The organism is Pseudomonas sp. MS01C9, assembly GCF_058202755.1.
Genome location: NZ_CM177073.1, coordinates 672716 through 692160, shown reverse-complemented (window position 1 = coordinate 692160; position 19445 = coordinate 672716). Strand labels below are relative to the sequence as shown.

The window sequence follows — 19445 nt, the reverse complement described above, 5'->3', positions numbered from 1 at the left end:
GGCGCTCCGTGCGCTGCATCCGACAAGAGAGACAACACGATGAAAATCACCAAATTGACCACGTTTATCGTTCCGCCGCGCTGGTGCTTCCTCAAGGTCGAAACCGACGAAGGCGTCACTGGTTGGGGCGAGCCCGTGGTCGAGGGGCGCGCCCACACGGTGGCGGCTGCCGTCGAGGAATTGTCCGACTACCTGATCGGCAAGGACCCACGCAATATCGAAGACATCTGGACCGTGCTCTATCGCGGCGGCTTCTACCGGGGCGGAGCGGTGCACATGAGTGCCCTGGCCGGTATCGACCAGGCGTTGTGGGATATCAAGGGCAAGGCCCTGGGCGTGTCGGTCAGCGATCTGCTGGGCGGCCAGGTGCGCGACAAGATCCGCGTCTATTCATGGATCGGCGGCGACCGGCCGGCGGACACCGCACGCGCCGCCAAGGAGGCCGTGGGGCGGGGGTTCACCGCGGTGAAGATGAATGGCACCGAAGAACTGCAGTTTCTCGACACGTTCGAAAAGGTCGACCTGGCCCTCGCCAACGTCGCGGCGGTGCGGGACGCGGTAGGGCCGAACGTCGGCATCGGCGTGGATTTCCACGGTCGGGTCCACAAGCCCATGGCCAAGGTGCTGATGAAGGAACTCGACCCCTACAAGCTGATGTTCATCGAGGAGCCGGTGCTCAGCGAAAACTACGAAGCGTTGAAGGAACTGGCGCCGCTGACCAGCACGCCGATCGCCTTGGGCGAGCGGCTGTTTTCCCGCTGGGATTTCAAGAGGGTACTCAGCGAAGGCTACGTGGACATCATCCAGCCGGATGCCTCCCATGCCGGCGGCATCACCGAAACCCGCAAGATCGCCAACATGGCCGAAGCCTACGACGTGGCGCTGGCGCTGCACTGCCCGCTGGGCCCCATCGCCCTGGCGGCGTGCCTGCAACTGGATGCGGCCTGCTACAACGCGTTCATCCAGGAACAGAGCCTGGGTATCCACTACAACGAGAGCAACGACCTGCTGGACTACATCAAGGATCCGCGGGTGTTCGACTACGAGAAAGGCTTCGTGAAAATCCCCAATGGCCCGGGCCTGGGTATCGAGATCAACGAGGAATACGTAATCGAGCGTGCGGCCATCGGCCATCGCTGGCGCAATCCGATCTGGCGTCATGCCGACGGCAGTTTCGCCGAATGGTAAGTCAGGCCTGACCCTGTGGGAGCGAGCTTGCTCGCGATGGCGATGTATCAGTTACACATGTACCAACTGACACGCCCTCATCGCGAGCAGGCTCGCTCCCACAATTTGATCTTCGCAAGCAGGGAGATCTTCTTCGATACGCCCGTTTCCTCAATAAACATAAAAAAGAGGCACCTCACATGCAAGCGCACACCCTGAGCGCGCAAGCGTCGTTGGTGACGCCCAGCCGCAAGCGTTTTTTCATCATGGTCCTGCTGTTCATCACGGTGGTGATCAACTATCTGGACCGCAGCAACCTGTCCATTGCCGCCCCCGCACTGACCAGTGACCTGGGCATCGACCCGATCCATGTCGGGCTGATCTTCTCGGCGTTCGGCTGGACCTACGCCGCCATGCAGATCCCGGGTGGCTGGCTGGTGGACCGGGTGCCGCCGCGCATTCTCTACAGCGTCGCGCTGCTGCTATGGTCGGTGGCCACGGTCATGCTGGGGTTTGCCGCCAGCTTCATCGCCTTGTTCGTGCTGCGCATGGCCGTCGGCGCCCTGGAAGCGCCGGCCTATCCGATCAACAGTCGTGTCGTCACTACCTGGTTCCCTGAGCGCGAGCGGGCCACGGCCATCGGTTTCTATACCTCCGGACAGTTCGTCGGCCTGGCATTCCTGACGCCGGTACTGGCCTGGCTGCAGCACACGTTCGGCTGGCACATGGTGTTCGTGGTGACCGGCGCGGTGGGGATTCTCTGGGCGGTGATCTGGTACGCGGTGTATCGCGAACCACGTGACTTCAAAGGCGCCAACGCCGCAGAGATCGAGCTGATTCGCGAAGGCGGCGGGTTGGTGGATATCCAGGCCGAGACTGCCCGAGTGAAGGCGAAATTCAGCTGGGCCGACCTGGGGATCGTCCTGACCCAACGCAAGTTGTGGGGCATTTACCTGGGGCAGTTCTGCCTCAACTCCACGCTGTGGTTTTTCCTCACCTGGTTCCCCACTTACCTGGTGAAATACCGTGGCATGGATTTCATCAAGTCCGGCCTACTGGCGTCGTTGCCGTTCCTTGCGGCATTTGTCGGCGTGCTGTGCTCCGGTTTCTTCTCCGACTGGCTGATTCGTCGCGGCGCCACGGTAGGATTCGCACGCAAGTTGCCGATCATCGGTGGGTTGCTGATTTCCACTTCGATCATCGGCGCCAACTTTGTCGAGTCGACGCCGCTGGTGATCGCGTTCCTGGCCCTGGCATTCTTCGGCAATGGCCTGGCGTCGATCACCTGGTCGCTGGTTTCCACCCTGGCGCCGGCGCGATTGCTCGGGTTGACCGGAGGGGTGTTCAACTTCATCGGTAACCTGGCGGCCATCGCGACGCCGATCGTCATTGGCTTCCTCGCCAGCGGCGATTCGTTTGCCCCGGCCATCACCTATATCTCTGTCCTGGCCCTGGCTGGCGCGCTGTCCTACATCCTGCTGGTGGGGAAGGTCGAGCGCATCGAGTTGTAGTCCGACGGGGCGGGCGACCATAATGCCGCCCGTTCCCCGCTCACAGTCGAAGGCCGGATATGCAGCAAGACGATCCAAAAATCACCAAGGACGCCGCGCCTACTGGCACGCAAACCCTGCTGCGCGGCCTGGGTGTGGTCCATGCGGTTGCCAGTGGCGCCCGGGATCTGAAGGAAATCGCCCGGCTGATCGGTACCACCCGCAGCACGACCCATCGCCTGGCCAGTTGCCTGGTGGACGAGCGGTACCTGCGAGTGGTGCCGCAGGTGGGTTATCTGCTGGGACCGAAACTGATCGAGCTGGGTTTCCAGGCCCGGGAGGAATTGCCCCTGGTGAGCCTGGCGGGACCGTATCTGGACGAGCTGTCGGCGTTGACCGGTGACACCGTGCACCTGGCGATTCGCGAGGGCGACGAGGTCTTGTACCTGCTGAAGAATCCGGGACGCAATGGTCCGGAGATGCGCTCGCGGGTGGGGCATCGCATGCCGTTGGCGCGTACGGGGATCGGCAAGGCGCTGATGCTGGACGACACTGAGGAGCAATGGCAGCGCTTGTATGAAATCAGCTTGCCGGCAGTAGGAAAAAATCAGTTCTGGCCGCAGCATCAGGAGCAATCCTGGGAGCAGTTCCAGCAGCGGATGCGGGAGTACGTGGCGGGGGGCTACGCGTTCGACCTGGAGGACAACGAACCGTCGATTCGTTGTGTGGCGGCACCGATTCGCGACGCCGGCAAGCGTATCGTCGCCGGTATCAGCATCGCCAGCACCGTGCCGTACATGCCATTGGAAAAAATGGCCGAGCTGATTCCCCTGGTCAAAGGGGTCACAGCCCGGCTGTCGGCGGAGCTGGGCGCCAAGGTCTGAGGAAAATCAGGCCTTGAGCGTCGCCATGTCGATGACGAAGCGGTACTTCACGTCACCGGCGATCATGCGGCTGTAGGCCTCGTTGATCTGGCGGATGTCGAGCATTTCGATGTCGCAGCTGATGTTGTGTTCGGCGCAGAAGTCCAGCACTTCCTGGGTCTCTGCGATGCCGCCGATCAACGAGCCGGCCAGGACGCGACGACCCATGATCAGTTTCGCGGCATGGACCGGCGGATCGATCGGTTCCACCAGGCCTACCAGGATGTGCACGCCGTCGAAACGCAACGTGTCGAGGTAGGGGTTGAGGTCGTGCTGTACCGGAATGGTGTCCAGCAGGAAGTTGAAGCGTCCGGCGGCAGCGGCCATCTGCGCAGGGTCGGTGGATACGATCACATGGTCGGCGCCCTGGCGACGGGCCTCTTCAGCCTTGCCGGCCGAGCGGGTGAACAGGGTCACTTCCGCACCCATGGCCTTGGCGAACTTGATGCCCATATGGCCCAGCCCACCCATGCCCAGCACGCCGACCTTGTCGCCGGCCTTCACACCGTGGTGCTTGAGGGGCGAGTAGGTGGTGATGCCGGCGCAGAGGATCGGCGCGGCAGCGGCCGGGTCGAGTGTCTGCGGTATGCGCAGCACGAAATGCTCGCTGACCACGATGCTGTTGGAGTATCCCCCCATGGTGTGGCCGCCGCTGATGCGATCCGGGCTGGCGTAGGTCTGCGTCATGCCCTGGTAGCAGTATTGTTCCAGGTCGGCGCGACAGGCCTCGCATTCGCGGCAGGAGTCGACCATGCAGCCAACGCCCACCAGGTCACCGACCTTATAGCGGGTCACATTCGCACCGACCGCGGTAACTTTGCCTACGATCTCATGACCGGGCATCAGTGGGTAGACGGCGATGCCCCATTCATTGCGGGCCTGGTGGATATCGGAGTGGCAGACGCCACAGTAGAGGATGTCGATGGCCACGTCGTCAGCCTGCGGGCTACGGCGCTGGAATTTCATCGGGGCGAGGGGAGTGGTGGGCGATTGGGCGGCATATCCGATGGCGGTATACATAATGAACCTCGCTAGGCTGTGAACAGAGGCGATCTATTCTGGGTGCCGTGGCGGCATGGGGCGATGGCGATTCCTACGGGTGTCATGCCTAATCCTCCGACCTTGGCCGTGGATCAGTCTTATGTGACGCCAGACCTGCGATGATGTTCCCATCCCTTTTTGCGTGAAGTTCCTACCATGTTGTTGACCCGCCATCTCGATGCCAATGCGGCGCTGGTTTCACTGATCGAACCCCTGGCGACCCGTGACGGTTTCATCCCTACATCGCTGCCGGGTGTGCAAGTGCTGCGGTGCAGCCAGGACATCGCCCGGGGGCCGCAGCTCTATGAGCCAAGCCTTGTGATCATTGCCCAAGGCAGCAAACTGGCTTACCTGGGACCTCGCACAATGGAGTATGGCGCCGGGCACTACCTGATCCAGGCGTTGCCGGTGCCGTTCGAGTGCGAAACCTATGCCATGCCCGATGCTCCGTTGCTCGGGATTTCCGTGGCGATCGATCGGGCGATGCTGGGGGAACTGGTGCTGGCCATGGGGTTGACGCCGGGGCGAAGCCTGGCGGCGCAGACACCGGAATCCATGACCAGCGCCGCGCTCGATGGTGCGATGCGAGGGTGTGTCGAACGGCTGTTGCACTGTTTGCACGATCCGCTGGAGTGCCAGGTCATGGGCCAGGCGCGACTGCGGGAATTGCTGTTCGTCGCCTTGCGCGGGCCTCAGGCCGACGTATTGCGAGCGCTGGTGGAGCAGCATGGGCAATTCGCTCGGATTGCCGCGGCCCTGAGTCATTTGCATGCGCATTTCACCGAACCGCTGAACGTCGAGACACTGGCCAGTTGCGCCAACATGAGCGCTTCGACGTTTCATGAACATTTCAAGCGCAGCACCTTGCTCTCACCCGTGCAGTACCTCAAGCGTTTGCGTTTGCTGAAGGCGCAGCGGTTGCTACTGGTCGAGGGCATGGGCGTGGCGCAGGTCGCGCATCAGGTGGGCTATCAGAGCTCTTCGCAGTTCAGCCGGGAGTACAAGCGCTACTTCGAACACAGTCCCGCAGATGAGCGCGCCGCCTGAGCCAGTGATGTTCCCCTGTGGGAGCGAGCTTGCTCGCGATAGCGGCGGTTCAGTTTGCATCAAGGTTGAATGGGCTGCCGTCATCGCGAGCAAGCCCGCTCCCACATTGGGTTGTGGTGTTCCTTGGATGGCAGGCAACAAAAAGGCCCCCATTGCGGGAGCCTCGATGTCTTGCGTGCCAGCTTACATGTTCGGGTAAGTCGGACCGCCGGCGCCTTCCGGCGAGACCCAGGTGATGTTCTGCGCAGGATCCTTGATGTCACAGGTCTTGCAGTGCACGCAGTTCTGGGCGTTGATCTGGAAGCGCTTCTCGCCGTCCTCCTTGGTCACCACTTCGTACACACCAGCCGGGCAGTAACGCTGCGCCGGTTCGTCGTACAGCGGCAGGTTCTTGCTGATCGGGATGCTCGGGTCGGTCAGCTTGAGGTGGCAGGGTTGTTCTTCCTCATGGTTGGTACCGGAGATGAACACCGAGCTGAGTTTATCGAAGCTGATCTTGCCGTCCGGTTTCGGATAGTCGATCTTCTTGCACTCTGCCGCCAGTTTCAGGCAGGCGTAGTCGGGCTTGTTGTCATGCAGGGTGAACGGCAGCTTGCCGCCGAAGATGTTCTGGTCGAGCCAGTTGAAGCCGCCGCCGATGATGGCGCCGTACTTGTGGATCGCCGCGCCGAAATTGCGGCTGGCGAACAGTTCTTCGTACAGCCAGCTGTTCTTGAAGCTGTCGACGTAGGCGGTCAGTTCATCACCGCCTTCGGACTCGGCGAACAGGCGATCGGCCACCGCCTCGGCAGCGAGCATGCCGGATTTCATGGCGGTATGGCTGCCCTTGATCTTGGCGAAGTTCAGGGTGCCGAGGTCGCAACCGATCAAAGCGCCGCCCTTGAAGACCATTTTCGGCAGCGAATTCAGGCCGCCCTTGCAGATGGCACGGGCACCGTAGCTGACACGCTTGCCGCCTTCCAGGTATTGCTTGAGCACGGGATGGTGCTTGAGGCGCTGGAACTCGTCGAACGGCGACAGGAACGTGTTGCTGTAGGACAGGTCGACGATCAGGCCCACCACCACCTGGTTGTTTTCCAGGTGATAAAGGAACGAACCACCGGTGTTTTCGGTACCCATGATGTCCAGCGGCCAGCCGGCGGTGTGTACCACCAGGCCGGGTTGATGCTTGGCCGGGTCGATTTCCCAGATTTCCTTCAAGCCGATGCCGTAGTGCTGCGCATCGGCGTCGCTGTCCAGGTTGAAGCGCTTGATCAGTTGCTTGCCGATATGACCACGGCAGCCTTCGGCGAACAGTGTGTACTTGCCGCGCAGTTCCATGCCGGGCGTGTAGAGGCCTTCCTTCGGATGGCCTTCGCGGTCGACACCTAGGTCACCGGTGATGATCCCGCGCACCACGCCGTTCTCGTCGAACAATGCTTCCTGGGCGGCGAAGCCTGGATAGATTTCCACGCCCAGGTTCTCGGCCTGCTGGGCCAGCCAGCGGCACAGGTTGCCCAGGGAAATAATATAGTTGCCTTCGTTGTGCATGGTCTTGGGCACAAAGAAGTCAGGGATTTTGCTCGCGGTGTCGGCGTTTCTCAGGACATAAATGTCATCGCGCTTGACGGGCGTGTTCAATGGCGCGCCCAGCTCTTTCCAATCCGGGAACAGCTCGTTCAGGGCGCGGGGCTCGAACACCGCACCGGAGAGGATGTGCGCGCCAACTTCAGAGCCTTTTTCCACCACGCAGACGCTGATTTCCTTACTGGCTTCGGTGGCCTTCTGTTTCAGTCGGCAAGCGGCAGACAGGCCAGCGGGGCCGGCACCGACGATGACCACGTCGAATTCCATGTATTCGCGTTCCACAGGCTATCTCCTACTCAAGGCTCAGCGGTTTTTTCTAATTGGAGGTTGGCGTTGCATCCATTGTTTCCTTCATCGGTATGACGAAAGCGACAATGGATGAATCGCGGCGCTCTCTTTGAGCGGCGCATTATATCTACACCACTCTCAGCGTCCAATACAAACGTTTGTTTGAAATCGCTGGAAGCCAGATAAATCACTGACGTGCGGCTTATGGCTGGACATTTTGCCGTATTGACCGGAATAGGCGTTCCGGTCAAGATACGGTCGGTTTTGCGCTCGCCGTAGGCTGACTGTTGGTTTCAAGAGCACCTCTAAAGACAGGGCGAAGGCAGCACAAAGTGACTGGATTGCGTGTTCGGATGCGCAGTTTACACGCCGCGATAATGAATGACTTATCGGTCACCACTGACGAACGGTCATCACTCCCGTGAGCAAGGTCATGTGTGGTTCATGCCGGCGTTTTTAGAGGTGCCCTTGCGCCCATGAGCATCAACCGCCAGGTTCGCCTAGGCGACTTTCTTTTCACCGGAGAGTAACGAGGAATCCATGAAGGTTCTTGTAGCTGTCAAACGAGTGGTCGACTATAACGTCAAGGTTCGCGTCAAGGCGGACAACTCCGGCGTCGACCTCGCCAACGTCAAGATGTCGATGAACCCTTTCTGCGAAATCGCCGTAGAAGAAGCCGTGCGCCTGAAAGAAAAAGGCGTGGCGACTGAGATCGTCGTTGTCTCCATCGGTCCGACCACTGCCCAGGAGCAACTGCGCACCGCGCTGGCGCTGGGTGCCGATCGCGCCATCCTCGTCGAATCCGCCGAAGACCTGACCTCCCTGGCCGTGGCCAAGCTGCTCAAGGCCGTCGTCGATAAGGAACAGCCACAGCTGGTGATCCTCGGCAAGCAGGCCATCGACAGCGACAACAACCAGACCGGCCAGATGCTTGCTGCACTGAGCGGCTACGGTCAGGGCACCTTCGCGTCGAAAGTCGAAGTGTCCGGCGACAGCGTTGCCGTGACCCGTGAAATCGATGGCGGTGCGCAGACCGTTTCCCTGAAGCTGCCGGCCATCGTCACCACCGACCTGCGTTTGAACGAGCCGCGTTATGCGTCCCTGCCAAACATCATGAAAGCCAAGAAGAAGCCTCTCGAGACGCTGACTCCGGACGCTTTGGGCGTTTCCACCGCCTCCACCAACAAGACCCTGAAAGTCGAAGCGCCGGCTGCACGCAGCGCGGGCATCAAGGTCAAGTCGGTGGCTGAACTGGTCGAGAAACTGAAAAACGAAGCGAAGGTAATCTAACGATGACTATCTTGGTAATCGCCGAACACGACAACAAAGCGCTGGCTCCTGCCACGCTGAACACCGTTGCTGCCGCTGCCAAAATCGGTGGCGATGTGCACGTCCTGGTGGCCGGTCAGGGCGCAGGCGCCGTTGCCGAAGCCGCTGCGAAAATCGCTGGCGTAAGCAAGGTCCTGAACGCTGACAATGCCGCTTACGCGCACCAGCTGCCGGAAAACGTCGCTCCGCTGGTGACCGAGTTGGGCAAGGGCTACAGCCACATCCTGGCAGCCGCGACCTCCAACGGTAAAAACATCTTGCCGCGCGTCGCCGCTGCCCTGGATGTCGACCAGATCTCCGAGATCATCTCGGTAGAAAGCGCCGATACCTTCAAGCGTCCGATCTACGCCGGTAACGCCATTGCCACCGTGCAATCGAACGCCTCGGTCAAGGTCATTACCGTTCGCGCCACCGGTTTCGACCCGGTTGCCGCCGAAGGTGGCTCGGCTGCCATCGAAGCCGTGGGCGCCGCCCATGACGCCGGTATCTCCAGCTTCGTCAACGAAGAGCTGGCCAAGTCCGATCGTCCGGAACTGACCGCTGCCAAGATCGTCGTTTCCGGCGGCCGTGGCATGCAGAACGGCGACAACTTCAAGCACCTGTACGCCCTGGCCGACAAGCTGGGCGCTGCCGTCGGCGCTTCCCGCGCGGCGGTCGACGCAGGTTTCGTACCCAACGACATGCAGGTCGGCCAGACCGGCAAGATCGTTGCGCCACAGCTGTACATCGCCGTCGGTATTTCCGGCGCGATCCAGCACCTGGCCGGCATGAAGGACTCCAAGGTGATCGTTGCGATCAACAAGGACGAAGAGGCGCCGATCTTCCAGGTGGCCGATTATGGCCTGGTGGCGGACCTGTTCGAGGCCGTTCCAGAGTTGGAGAAGCTGGTCTGATCCGGCATCTTCACTTATAAAGAACCCGGCCGGTTGGCCGGGTTTTTTATTTCTGCATCGTGTGTTTGCAAGGGGAGCGTATCGTCATGGAGCTTCATCGTCTGGCTGGCTGGTCGCTGGCATGGTTGCTGGCAGGTGCGCCGGCCCTGTCCGTTGCGGCCGGCAAGTGTGAGCGACTGATCGCCACCGGCAGCCCGGATGCGCCACCCTACCTCTGGCAGGACCCTCAGGACCCCAAGCACCTCATCGGTGCCGGCGCCGACCTGCTGACGAAAGTGGCGGGTGAGTTGGGTATCAAGGTCGAACTGCTCTACGCCGGCAAGCGGGCCCAGGCGCTGGAGGAAGTGCGCAGCGGCCGCATGGACCTGCTCACCGATGCCCCGCTGACCACCGCCGGGCTCGATTCGCTCGATTACATCCACCCGCCGTTGCTGGAGAACGATTACCTGGTCTGGACCCGCAAGGATTCGCCCCTTATCGCCGAGCGCCCCGAAGACCTCCACGGCCACACCGGGGCGTTGTCGGAAAAGGCGCGCATGACCCAGGCATTCGGTATGTTCGCCGAGCAGCAATTGTCCCTGGTACGCACCTCCAACTTGACCCAGGCCTTTCAGAAATTGCTGCTTGGAGAGGTCGAGTATGTCCTGGCGGGGCGCTATTCGGGCCTGGCGATGGCGCAGACGTTGGGCATGGCTCAAGACCTCCAGGCCATGCCGCAACCGGTGGATAAACCGGGGCTGTTCCTGGCGGTTTCCCATGACTCGGCCTGCAATGACCCATGGCTACGCGGACAGCTGGCGCAAAAGATGACAGAATTGGCCGCGTCCGGCCTGGCGGAGTCTGTATTGCAACGCAATCTCGAGCGCTGGAACACACAGTTGCAGTCATCTGCCAGCGCCTCAAAACAGTAGGGAACATTAGTGACTATTCGACCTCTTTTCGCTGCCCTGGCCGTTCTGGCTCTGGCGGGCTGCGCAGCCGATCCGGCGCCGAATGAACAGATCCGCCTGACCGAACAGGCGCTGGAGCAAGCCCGGGCAGTGGGTGCCACCGCCGACGAAGTGCCAGAGCTGAAACTTGCCGAAGAAAAGTTCGCCCGGGCCAAGAGCAACATGGCTGACGAATCGTACAAGAAGGCGCGCATGCGCGCCGAGCAGGCCGAGCTGGATGCGCGCCTGGCGGAAGCGAAGGTGCTGACGCTCAAGAGCCAGGAGCAATTGAACGTGCTCAACACCCGCATTGCACGCCTGCGCAAGCAATTGAGGGAGGATGCCCAATGAAGCTCTCCCATGTGATGGGCAGCCTGGTCCTGCTGGGGCTGGCCAGTCTGTATGGCTGCGCGGGGCAGCGCAGCGAGGCAGCACTGGAAAAAGCCAGTGACGACTTTCAGAAGGTCAAGGAAGACTCCAACGTGCTGCGTGCCGCGCCCAAGGACGTGATACGCGCCGGTGAATCACTAGCCCGTGCCGATCGGCTGTCCACATACTGGGGCAGTGGCGAGGACGTCTTGCATTACGCCTACCTCAGCCAGCGCTACAGCGAAATTGCCCGGGAACACACCAACCAGGTGCTCAACGAAGAGCGCGCGGCGAAACTCGAACTGGAGCGCCAGCGCCTGCAGTTGGCCTTGCGAGAGTCCAAGTTGCTCAGCGTCCAGCAGCAAGGCAAATGGCTCGAAGAGCAGATCAAGGAAATGGCGACCACCCAGACCGATCGCGGCCTGGTGATGACCCTCGGTGATGTCTTGTTCGACACCGGCGAAGCTGAACTCAAGAGCTCGGCCAACCGGGTAGTGCTCAAGATCGTGCAGTTCCTGCAGCTCAATCCCAAGCGCGTGGTGCGCATCGAAGGGTATACCGACAGCACCGGAGGCAAGCAGGAGAACCTCAAGCTCTCCCGCGACCGCGCGCAGTCGGTGGCGGACGTGCTGGTGGATCTGGGTATCGATGAAAAACGCATCCAGGTCGAGGGCTACGGCGATCAGTTTCCGGTGGATGTGAATGCTACCGAACGAGGGCGGGCGCAGAACCGTCGTGTTGAAATCGTCTTTTCCGACGAAAAGGGCCAGCTCGGCGCCGCCCGCTGAAACTTGCCTGATCCAAAAACCCGGCCCCCTGCAAAGGCGCCGGGTTTTTGCTTTCTGAACCTGCCATCATGAGTACAGTTGGGGCTATCAACCCACTGTACTGTCGAGTAATCTGGCAACTGTCCCAGTACACTTCTAAACTGTTCCGGTATCGTTTCCGACAAGAATAAAATGCCCGTGAAATCGAGTGCTGCGCCATGACCAATCTCTTGCTCTATCAACGTATTGCACAGCAACTGGCTGAAGACATCCGGCGTGGTGTGTATCAGCCCGGTGAACGCGTGCCTTCGGTGCGCAAGATGAGCTCACAGCTCAACGTCAGCCACGCGACGGTGTTGCAGGCCTACGCGAACCTCGAGGACCAGGGGCTGATTCGGGCGCGGCCGCAATCGGGCTATTACGTGCACCAGACCCCTGCGCTCACGGCGTCGACCCCGGATATCGCCCGGGTGGAGCGCCCGGGCCTGGTGACCCGCAGCAGCATCATCCAGCAGGTGCTGGTGGAGTCGCGACGCGAAGGAGTGTTTCCCCTGGGGGCGGCGGTGCCGAGCGTCGATTACCTGCCAGTCCGAGCGCTGCATCAGCAGTTGGCCAAGGTCACGCGCTTCCACAGTCCGCGGGCGTTCAGCTACATGTTCAGCCCGGGTTTCGAGCCGTTGCGGCGTCAGGTGGCGATCCGCATGCGCGATGCCGGCGTGGTGGTGGATCCCTCCGAAGTCGTGATCACCCACGGCTGTGTCGATGCGCTGCAGATGTCCTTGCGAGTACTGACCCGCCCGGGAGACCTGATTGCCGCCGAGTCACCCACCTACTATGGCTTGTTGCAACTGGCGGATCTGTTGGGGCTCAAGGTCATCGAGATTCCCAGCGATCCGGTGACCGGCATGAGCCTGGAAGCCCTTCAACTGGCGGCCAACCAATGGTCGATCAAGGCATTGGTACTGACCACGCGCTTGAGCAACCCTCTTGGCGGGACCATGCCGGAAGAGCGGCAGAAACAGCTGTTGCGCCTGGCATCGGACTTCGACATCCAGATCGTCGAGGACGATATCTATGGCGAGTTGATGTTCGAGCAGGGCCGTACCAAGGCGCTCAAGGCCTATGATCGGCTGGACCGAGTCATCTACTGTTCGAGCTTCTCCAAGACATTGTCACCGGGCGTGCGCATTGGCTGGATGATCGCCGGTAAATTCCAGCAGGAAATCCAGCGGCTCCAGACCTTCAGTACCCACTCGGCCTGCAGCGTCACCCAGATGGGCATTGCGGCCTATCTGGAAAATGGCGGCTATGACCGGCACCTGCGCTATATCCGCCAGGAATACCGCAAGAATCTCAGCGCCTTCCAATTGGCGGTGCAGCAGCATTTCCCCGAGGGTACGCAGATGAGCCGCCCCACCGGGGGCTTCATCCTGTGGGTCAGCCTTCCGGGGCGGGTCAATACCCAGGAACTGCATGTCCGTGCGCTGCAACAGGGCATCAGCATCGCACCGGGGTTGATCTTCAGTAATACCGAGCAGTTCAACCACTGCATCCGCCTGAACTGTGGCATCCCCTGGAATCGCGAGGCGGAACGGGCCTTGATGACGCTGGGGCTGCTGGCCACTCAGTTGTGCCAGGAGACGGCCGGCGGGTTCTTTTAGAAAATCCGCTTGAAGATCAGTACCTTGGATTGATGTGCTTGTCAGCGCCCCATTATCGGGCGAGCATGGGTACCTCTGTCGTAGCTGCCATTGTATTTATGAAAGTCATTGCTCCTGCCGCCTGGGTTCTGATCGGCCTGCTGACCGCCTTCCATGCCGAAGGCGTTCTGGCTGCGCCAGCGCAGGAGAAACCGGCCGCCAGCGCCACGAACAACGTGTCCAAAAAAACAGTGGCGGCGAAAAAGGCTCCTGCCAAAAAAGCGGTCTCCCCGAAGAAGAAACGACCGCCCATTGCCTCCAAGACCAAGTCGGCCCGGGAAATCGCCAAGACTCCCCTGCCTGCGGCCAGACTGGACCTGAGCCTGCCTCATGAAATGGTCGAGGAGCTGGAGCCGCCGGGAAAAGCCCCTTTGCCCAAACGTGAGCCGCTGCTGCCGTCGATGTTTGGAGAGAAGCCTGGTCCGTTCCAGCTCAACGGTCGTCTGCTGAGCAACGAAATGCAGCTTCCGCTGCGTAATCAGGAACGCAACGAGGTTGAAGGGGCCGCGTTGGACTTCGAATTCAAACAGTGAAACCTGATGGCCATCGAGCCGTCGCTGACTGTCCGGTCGTCTGCATTGAGCGAAAAAACGCGTTCACGGCAATTTAAAACGAGCGTTTTAGCCGTTACTCTGTGTTGCGTTATGAATCCGTTACCTGTCGTGAGGATGTCGACGTCATGAAATGCCGTGAAGGCTGTGGCGCCTGTTGCATTGCCCCTTCCATCAGTTCGTCGATCCCTGGCATGCCCCATGGCAAGCCTGCCGGCGAACGTTGCGTGCAGCTGTCAGTCGATAACCTGTGCCAGATCTTCGGGCAGCCGGAACGTCCGGCGGTCTGCTCGGGATTCGCGGCCGACATCGAGGTTTGCGGCAGCAGTCGTGAAGAAGCCATTCGATTGCTCGGATGGTGGGAACAAGTCACCGCAGCGTAACGGGTCGACGGACGGGTCCTGGCGATTCGTTCCGATGACAAAACTCAATGAACGGACTTCGACAATAAGGAAAACACTATGGGTTCGCTGCATCGTATGGCTGTGTCGTGTGGTCTGGTCGTTCTGTTGGCGACGGCAAGCGCCCAGGCCGAAGACTGGAAAGTCGCCAAGGAGCAGGACGGCATCAAGGTTTCCCTCAGTGAAGTGGCCGGCTCCAAATACAAGGCCTACCGTGGCGTCACCGTCATGAACACCACGGTGGACAAACTACGGGCCCTGCAGGAAGACGTTCCCGGGGCCTGTGCCTGGATCCACGAGTGCAAGAAGCAGGAACTGATCAAGCACGAAGGCGACAAGAGCTGGACCTACACCCAGTTCAACACGCCGTGGCCTGTCACGTCACGGGACTCGGTGCTGGAAGTCACCACTGTAAACGGTGCCGATGGAAGCCTGACCCGTAACCTCAAGGGTGTGCCAACCTATCGGCCAGAAGAAAAGGGGTTCGTGCGGGTGACCCAGGTCGACGGGTTCTGGAAGTTGACGCCCAAGGGCCCGGGCCAGGTCGAAGTGGTCTATCAGGTCCATACCGAGCCAGGTGGGGATGTACCGTCCTGGCTGGCCAACAAGTTCGTGGTGGATGCGCCATTCAATACGTTGAAAGCCCTGAAAAAGCTTGCCGAAGAGAAGTAATCGGCGAGATTGTCTGCAAACAGCATCGACAGACCGCCGCGAGGCGGTCTTTTCATCTGTACCGCCCACTACCCGGCGGAACGATCGTTCAGCCTTCAAGGTCGAGATAGAGGTAAGCCCGACGATGAATTGATCGAGGAGACACCAATGCGCAAGTGGGAGATCACTTTCGTTGATGATCACGGCGAAGCCATCGCCGAGCAGTTCGACCATGACCAGGAACCCACTATGGAGCAGGCAGCTCAGCTGATTCGTGAAAGATTGCTCCCGGTGTCCGCCAAGCTGGATCTCAATGACCTGGAAGGAAGGACAGAAGATCCCACTGTGAAGAATCTCAAGTCCCAGCACAGCATCGAAATCATCAGTATTAAACCGATTTCATGAAATCGTGGCCTGGCCCCGCTTGGCAGTGGCCATGACTTGCGACTACTCTGCAAACGAGATCAGCGAAGAGATCGCTAAGGTCTGGTCTTGTCAGCTACATGCTTGTGTCCCGACGGTCAGTTGATGCCGTGTTGCACGCAATCCCCGGATTGCCTGCGCGGGAAGACGGAAAGTCTATCCATCGATTTGAGGAGGACGTTTCATGAGCACAGCCTATCAAGAAGACATCAGCACCCGTGTGTTGCGCCGCATGAAAGAAGGCGGGTTCGATTTTTCACAATTCCATCCCATCGAGTTCTACGCCATCTTCCCGGATGAGGAGCGGGCGCGCAGGGCGGCGGGTCAATTTCGGGGTGAGTCCCTGAATGCACAGATCAGTCCACGGGATGACGGTGGCTGGTCACTGGAACTGAGTCGGGTGATGTACGCCACCTACGATGACATCGGGGACTTCGAGCAAGACTTCGAAGCGGTTGTGGAGCCCTTGGGCGGTGTCATCGAGGGTTGGGGCGTCAAGCAGGAAATCCGGCGCTTCCAGGCCTGAGGATTCATCCGCGACAACTGACAACGGCTGGCCTTTGGGCCGGCCGTTTTTCGTTTTGTACCCAACTGTATCCGGGACGGGCCGGGTTCTTTTTCCATGTCTATGCTCAGGGGAGCGAAGCTCCTGCGCCGCAACGAACCAGCGGCGCAGGAGAGGGCCGCGATGCCTTGATGTCGGATGACAGGGAGAACGGCATGAGCCGCGCCGGTTTTGATGAAATGTACGATGCCGAGGGTCAGGTTCGCCCGCATTACCGGGCGTTTGCCCATTGGCTGGCGTCAGCGCCGGAGGAGCTCCTGGCCCAGCGGCGGCGCGAAGCCGATCTGTTGTTTCATCGTGCGGGAATTACCTTCACGCTCTACGGCGATGAGCAGGGAACGGAGCGCCTGATTCCCTTCGACACGATCCCGCGCAGCATTCCCGCCAGCGAATGGCGAGTCGTCGAGCGTGGCTGCGTCCAACGGGTCCGGGCGCTGAACATGTTCCTGGCCGACCTCTACCATGAGCAACGGATCATCCGTGCCGGCATCATCCCGGCCGAACAGGTGTTGGCCAACGAACAATATCAGCTGGCGATGCAAGGCCTGGATCTGCATCGTGACGTCTATGCCCACATCTGCGGTATCGATCTCGTACGCGATGGGGATGGCACGTACTACGTACTCGAGGACAATCTTCGTACGCCCAGTGGCGTGAGCTATATGCTGGAAGACCGCAAGATGATGATGCGGCTGTTCCCCGAACTGTTCGCGGCCCAGCGCATCGCCCCCATCGACCATTATCCCAACCTGCTGCTCGATACCCTGAGAAGCGCCAGCGCGCTGGAAGATCCCAGCGTCGTGGTGCTCACGCCGGGGCGTTTCAACAGTGCATTCTTCGAACATGCATTCCTGGCCCGGGAAATGGGCGTGGAGCTGGTGGAAGGCGCGGACCTGTTCGTACGCGATGACAAGGTGTTCATGCGTACCACCGACGGGCCGAAAGCGGTGGATGTGATCTACCGGCGCCTTGACGATGCGTACCTCGATCCGCTGGCCTTCAATCCGGAATCGATGCTCGGCGTGCCGGGGATCCTGTCCTCCTACCGCTCCGGCAACGTGGTGCTGGCCAATGCCATCGGTACCGGCGTGGCGGACGACAAGTCGGTGTACCCGTTCGTCACCGATATGATCCGTTTCTACCTGGATGAAGAACCGGTCCTGAAGAACGTTCCCACCTGGCAGTGTCGTGATCCTGTCCATCTGTCCCATGTACTGGCGCACCTTCCAGACCTGGTGGTCAAGGAAACCCAAGGTTCCGGTGGGTATGGAATGCTGGTGGGGCCTACTTCGACGAAGGCCCAGATCGACGCATTCCGGGAGCGGATCAAGGCCAGGCCGCATGCGTATATCGCCCAGCCGACGCTATCGCTTTCCACCTGCCCGACTTTCGTCGAGAACGGTATCGCACCGCGACACATCGATTTGCGACCGTTCGTGTTGTCCGGCCACGAAACCCGGGTAGTGCCCGGTGGCCTGACCCGCGTAGCGCTTCGCGAAGGATCGCTGGTGGTCAATTCGTCCCAGGGTGGTGGCACCAAGGACACCTGGGTGGTCGAGCAATGAGGGAGCTACGATGCCAGGAAGTCTGCCATGTTGAGTAGAACCGCCTCGGACCTTTACTGGATGTCACGTTACCTGGAGCGGGCGGAAAATCTCGCCCGGATGCTCGACGTCAGTTATTCGCTGTCCTTGATGCCCCAGGACGGTCATGGCGATGGCCTGCACGAGTTGGCCATGCCCTTGCTGATCACCGGTACGCTGGATGACTACCGGGAGCGACACGGCGATCTGCATGCCGAGCGATTGCTGCATTTCTTCGCCCTGGAGGCCGCCAACCCCGCCAGTATCTACAGTTGCCTCGGGGCGGCTCGGGCCAGCGCCCATGCGGTGCGTGGGCGAATTACCGCCGACATGTGGGAAAACATCAATGCCACCTGGCTGGATATCCGCGATATTGCCGGGCAGGGCCTGGGGCGTTACGGGCTGAGCCGTTTCTGTGAATGGATCAAGGAGAGGTCCCACCTGTTTCGGGGGGCAACCTATGGCACCGTCATGCGCAACGATGCGTTCAGGTTCATCCGCCTGGGAACGTTTATCGAAAGGGCCGACAACACCCTGCGTCTGCTCGATGCCCGCTATGAGATGGCCGGCGACCAGGCTGACGCCGTCAGCGACGGCACGGCCCATGCGTATTATCAATGGAGCGCGCTGTTGCGTGCCCTGTCTTCCTTCGAAGCCTATACCGAGATCTACCGCGATGCCCCCGGAGCCCGCCATGTGGCCGAGTTGCTGCTGTTGCGTGCCGATGTGCCGCGCTCGCTGCGCGCCTGCACCGAGGAAATCGACCAGATCCTGGCCAGCCTGCCAGGGACCAATGGGCGGCCGGCGCAACGCCTGGCGGCGCAGATGGATGCACGCCTGCGCTATACCGGTATCCATGAAATCCTTGATGGAGGTCTGCATGCCTGGCTCACGGAGTTCATCCCGAGGGTCCGCGAGCTGGGCGACGCGATCCACCGTTCCTACCTGGAGGTCATATGAGACTCTCGATCAGCCACGAAACGGCCTACCACTATGAACATCAGGTTCGCGCCAGCATCCAGTACCTGCGCCTCACACCCCACGACAGCGAACGCCAGCACGTGCTGAGCTGGAAGCTCGACTTGCCTCGACCGGTGCGTTCCCAGCTGGATCCGTTCGGCAATATTCTCCATGTGCTCACCCTGGACGAGCCCCACGAAACCATCATCATTGGTGCACGCGGCCAGGTCGATATCGATCCCTCGCATGAGGCCGAGCATGAGCAACGCTCGGCGCTACCGTTCCTGCGGTTCACCCGGCTGACCGAAGCGGACGAGGCCTTGCGTGACTTCGCCCATGAGCAGTGCGGGCAACGGCGTGACCGCGTGGCACTGATCGACCTGATGCACGGGCTGAACCGGCACATCGCGTATACCCCGGGCTCGACCCAGGTCGAGACCCGCGCGGCACAGGCGTTCGCCGGCCGCAGCGGGGTGTGCCAGGATCATACCCACGCCTTCCTGGCCTGCGCCCGCAGTCTGGGCGTGCCGGCGCGCTATGTGTCTGGCTATGTGTACAGCGACGGCTGCGAGCACCTGGCCAGTCATGCCTGGGCCGAAGCCTGGCTCGACGACGCCTGGTACAGCTTCGATGTCACGCACCAACTGGCCCGCCCGGAGCGACACTTGAAACTGGCCGTAGGCCTGGATTACCTCGACGCCTGCCCGGTACGGGGCATGCGTCGCGATGGCGGTTGCGAGCAGATGCGGGCCCGGGTGGTCGTGACGCCGGCTACGGTGGTTGCCTGGCAGGAACAATGATG

The 19445-nt window shown here is 60.8% G+C and carries 20 protein-coding genes; 18 read left to right on the top strand and 2 right to left on the bottom strand.

Annotation, left to right across the window (positions count from 1 at the left end; translation table 11 throughout):
* The first annotated feature begins 39 nt into the window (after positions 1-39).
* The 3 genes from dgoD to AC1M7R_RS03140 all read left to right on the top strand — a co-directional run bounded on the left by dgoD (position 40) and on the right by AC1M7R_RS03140 (position 3541).
* Positions 40-1188, top strand: coding sequence for a galactonate dehydratase (dgoD, locus tag AC1M7R_RS03150; RefSeq protein ID WP_072393306.1), 1149 nt, complete (start codon positions 40-42; stop codon positions 1186-1188).
* 179 nt (positions 1189-1367) lie between these two features.
* Positions 1368-2678, top strand: a complete 1311-nt coding sequence (locus tag AC1M7R_RS03145; protein WP_072393303.1) for an MFS transporter — start codon at positions 1368-1370, stop codon at positions 2676-2678.
* Positions 2679-2737: 59 nt separating this feature from the next.
* On the top strand, positions 2738-3541 hold the full coding sequence (locus AC1M7R_RS03140) for an IclR family transcriptional regulator (protein ID WP_072393299.1): 804 nt from the start codon (positions 2738-2740) through the stop codon (positions 3539-3541).
* A gap of 6 nt (positions 3542-3547) precedes the next feature.
* Here the strand turns inward: AC1M7R_RS03140 and AC1M7R_RS03135 are convergent, their stop codons facing one another.
* Positions 3548-4600: an NAD(P)-dependent alcohol dehydrogenase gene (locus tag AC1M7R_RS03135; RefSeq protein ID WP_072393296.1), complete on the bottom strand. Its 1053-nt coding sequence runs from the start codon at positions 4598-4600 to the stop codon at positions 3548-3550.
* Between the two features lie 177 nt (positions 4601-4777).
* Between AC1M7R_RS03135 and AC1M7R_RS03130 the strand changes: the two genes are divergently transcribed.
* Positions 4778-5668 carry an AraC family transcriptional regulator gene (locus AC1M7R_RS03130; protein ID WP_072393292.1) on the top strand — a complete coding sequence of 297 codons (891 nt, stop codon included), beginning with the start codon at positions 4778-4780 and terminating at the stop codon, positions 5666-5668.
* 183 nt (positions 5669-5851) lie between these two features.
* Here the strand turns inward: AC1M7R_RS03130 and AC1M7R_RS03125 are convergent, their stop codons facing one another.
* Positions 5852-7516, bottom strand: coding sequence for an electron transfer flavoprotein-ubiquinone oxidoreductase (locus tag AC1M7R_RS03125; RefSeq protein WP_490610233.1), 1665 nt, complete (start codon positions 7514-7516; stop codon positions 5852-5854).
* 546 nt (positions 7517-8062) lie between these two features.
* On the opposite strand from AC1M7R_RS03125, the gene AC1M7R_RS03120 reads away from it, so the two are divergent.
* From AC1M7R_RS03120 to AC1M7R_RS03055, 14 genes are all read left to right on the top strand, one after another.
* Positions 8063-8812, top strand: coding sequence for an electron transfer flavoprotein subunit beta/FixA family protein (locus tag AC1M7R_RS03120; protein WP_039760104.1), 750 nt, complete (start codon positions 8063-8065; stop codon positions 8810-8812).
* 2 nt (positions 8813-8814) lie between these two features.
* Positions 8815-9744: an electron transfer flavoprotein subunit alpha/FixB family protein gene (locus AC1M7R_RS03115; protein WP_072393286.1), complete on the top strand. Its 930-nt coding sequence runs from the start codon at positions 8815-8817 to the stop codon at positions 9742-9744.
* Positions 9745-9830: 86 nt separating this feature from the next.
* Positions 9831-10655 (top strand): substrate-binding periplasmic protein, encoded by an 825-nt coding sequence (locus AC1M7R_RS03110; RefSeq protein WP_072393283.1) that lies wholly within the window; start codon positions 9831-9833, stop codon positions 10653-10655.
* 9 nt (positions 10656-10664) lie between these two features.
* Positions 10665-11024 (top strand): DUF4398 domain-containing protein, encoded by a 360-nt coding sequence (locus AC1M7R_RS03105; RefSeq protein WP_072393279.1) that lies wholly within the window; start codon positions 10665-10667, stop codon positions 11022-11024.
* On the top strand, positions 11021-11830 hold the full coding sequence (locus AC1M7R_RS03100) for an OmpA family protein (RefSeq protein WP_072459188.1): 810 nt from the start codon (positions 11021-11023) through the stop codon (positions 11828-11830). The genes AC1M7R_RS03105 and AC1M7R_RS03100 overlap by 4 nt, the downstream gene beginning before the upstream one ends.
* Before the next feature lie 197 nt (positions 11831-12027).
* The gene (locus AC1M7R_RS03095) at positions 12028-13470 is read left to right on the top strand and encodes an aminotransferase-like domain-containing protein (RefSeq protein ID WP_072393273.1); all 1443 of its coding nucleotides are present in this window, start codon (positions 12028-12030) and stop codon (positions 13468-13470) included.
* 98 nt (positions 13471-13568) lie between these two features.
* Positions 13569-14042 carry a translation initiation factor 2 gene (locus tag AC1M7R_RS03090; RefSeq protein WP_072393271.1) on the top strand — a complete coding sequence of 158 codons (474 nt, stop codon included), beginning with the start codon at positions 13569-13571 and terminating at the stop codon, positions 14040-14042.
* A gap of 146 nt (positions 14043-14188) precedes the next feature.
* Positions 14189-14443: a YkgJ family cysteine cluster protein gene (locus tag AC1M7R_RS03085; protein WP_072393268.1), complete on the top strand. Its 255-nt coding sequence runs from the start codon at positions 14189-14191 to the stop codon at positions 14441-14443.
* A 78-nt stretch (positions 14444-14521) separates the two neighbouring features.
* Complete coding sequence (locus AC1M7R_RS03080; RefSeq protein ID WP_072393265.1) at positions 14522-15133, top strand: START domain-containing protein; 612 nt, start codon at positions 14522-14524, stop codon at positions 15131-15133.
* A 147-nt stretch (positions 15134-15280) separates the two neighbouring features.
* Positions 15281-15517, top strand: a complete 237-nt coding sequence (locus AC1M7R_RS03075; RefSeq protein WP_072393262.1) for a hypothetical protein — start codon at positions 15281-15283, stop codon at positions 15515-15517.
* Positions 15518-15719: 202 nt separating this feature from the next.
* Entirely contained in the window at positions 15720-16061 is a 342-nt protein-coding gene (locus tag AC1M7R_RS03070) for a ribonuclease E inhibitor RraB (protein ID WP_072393259.1), read from the top strand.
* A 194-nt stretch (positions 16062-16255) separates the two neighbouring features.
* Positions 16256-17665, top strand: a complete 1410-nt coding sequence (locus tag AC1M7R_RS03065) for a circularly permuted type 2 ATP-grasp protein (RefSeq protein ID WP_072431823.1) — start codon at positions 16256-16258, stop codon at positions 17663-17665.
* A 27-nt stretch (positions 17666-17692) separates the two neighbouring features.
* Entirely contained in the window at positions 17693-18643 is a 951-nt protein-coding gene (locus tag AC1M7R_RS03060; protein WP_072431824.1) for an alpha-E domain-containing protein, read from the top strand.
* Complete coding sequence (locus AC1M7R_RS03055; protein ID WP_490610232.1) at positions 18640-19443, top strand: transglutaminase family protein; 804 nt, start codon at positions 18640-18642, stop codon at positions 19441-19443. The genes AC1M7R_RS03060 and AC1M7R_RS03055 overlap by 4 nt, the downstream gene beginning before the upstream one ends.
* Positions 19444-19445 lie beyond the last annotated feature (2 nt).

Coding starts and splice junctions, on each gene's coding strand:
- dgoD (WP_072393306.1), top strand. CDS start 40: ATGAAAATCACCAAATTGACCACGTTTATCGTTCCGCCGCGCTGGTGC.
- AC1M7R_RS03145 (WP_072393303.1), top strand. CDS start 1,368: ATGCAAGCGCACACCCTGAGCGCGCAAGCGTCGTTGGTGACGCCCAGC.
- AC1M7R_RS03140 (WP_072393299.1), top strand. CDS start 2,738: ATGCAGCAAGACGATCCAAAAATCACCAAGGACGCCGCGCCTACTGGC.
- AC1M7R_RS03135 (WP_072393296.1), bottom strand. CDS start 4,600: ATGTATACCGCCATCGGATATGCCGCCCAATCGCCCACCACTCCCCTC.
- AC1M7R_RS03130 (WP_072393292.1), top strand. CDS start 4,778: ATGTTGTTGACCCGCCATCTCGATGCCAATGCGGCGCTGGTTTCACTG.
- AC1M7R_RS03120 (WP_039760104.1), top strand. CDS start 8,063: ATGAAGGTTCTTGTAGCTGTCAAACGAGTGGTCGACTATAACGTCAAG.
- AC1M7R_RS03115 (WP_072393286.1), top strand. CDS start 8,815: ATGACTATCTTGGTAATCGCCGAACACGACAACAAAGCGCTGGCTCCT.
- AC1M7R_RS03110 (WP_072393283.1), top strand. CDS start 9,831: ATGGAGCTTCATCGTCTGGCTGGCTGGTCGCTGGCATGGTTGCTGGCA.
- AC1M7R_RS03100 (WP_072459188.1), top strand. CDS start 11,021: ATGAAGCTCTCCCATGTGATGGGCAGCCTGGTCCTGCTGGGGCTGGCC.
- AC1M7R_RS03095 (WP_072393273.1), top strand. CDS start 12,028: ATGACCAATCTCTTGCTCTATCAACGTATTGCACAGCAACTGGCTGAA.
- AC1M7R_RS03090 (WP_072393271.1), top strand. CDS start 13,569: ATGAAAGTCATTGCTCCTGCCGCCTGGGTTCTGATCGGCCTGCTGACC.
- AC1M7R_RS03085 (WP_072393268.1), top strand. CDS start 14,189: ATGAAATGCCGTGAAGGCTGTGGCGCCTGTTGCATTGCCCCTTCCATC.
- AC1M7R_RS03080 (WP_072393265.1), top strand. CDS start 14,522: ATGGGTTCGCTGCATCGTATGGCTGTGTCGTGTGGTCTGGTCGTTCTG.
- AC1M7R_RS03075 (WP_072393262.1), top strand. CDS start 15,281: ATGCGCAAGTGGGAGATCACTTTCGTTGATGATCACGGCGAAGCCATC.
- AC1M7R_RS03070 (WP_072393259.1), top strand. CDS start 15,720: ATGAGCACAGCCTATCAAGAAGACATCAGCACCCGTGTGTTGCGCCGC.
- AC1M7R_RS03065 (WP_072431823.1), top strand. CDS start 16,256: ATGAGCCGCGCCGGTTTTGATGAAATGTACGATGCCGAGGGTCAGGTT.
- AC1M7R_RS03060 (WP_072431824.1), top strand. CDS start 17,693: ATGTTGAGTAGAACCGCCTCGGACCTTTACTGGATGTCACGTTACCTG.
- AC1M7R_RS03055 (WP_490610232.1), top strand. CDS start 18,640: ATGAGACTCTCGATCAGCCACGAAACGGCCTACCACTATGAACATCAG.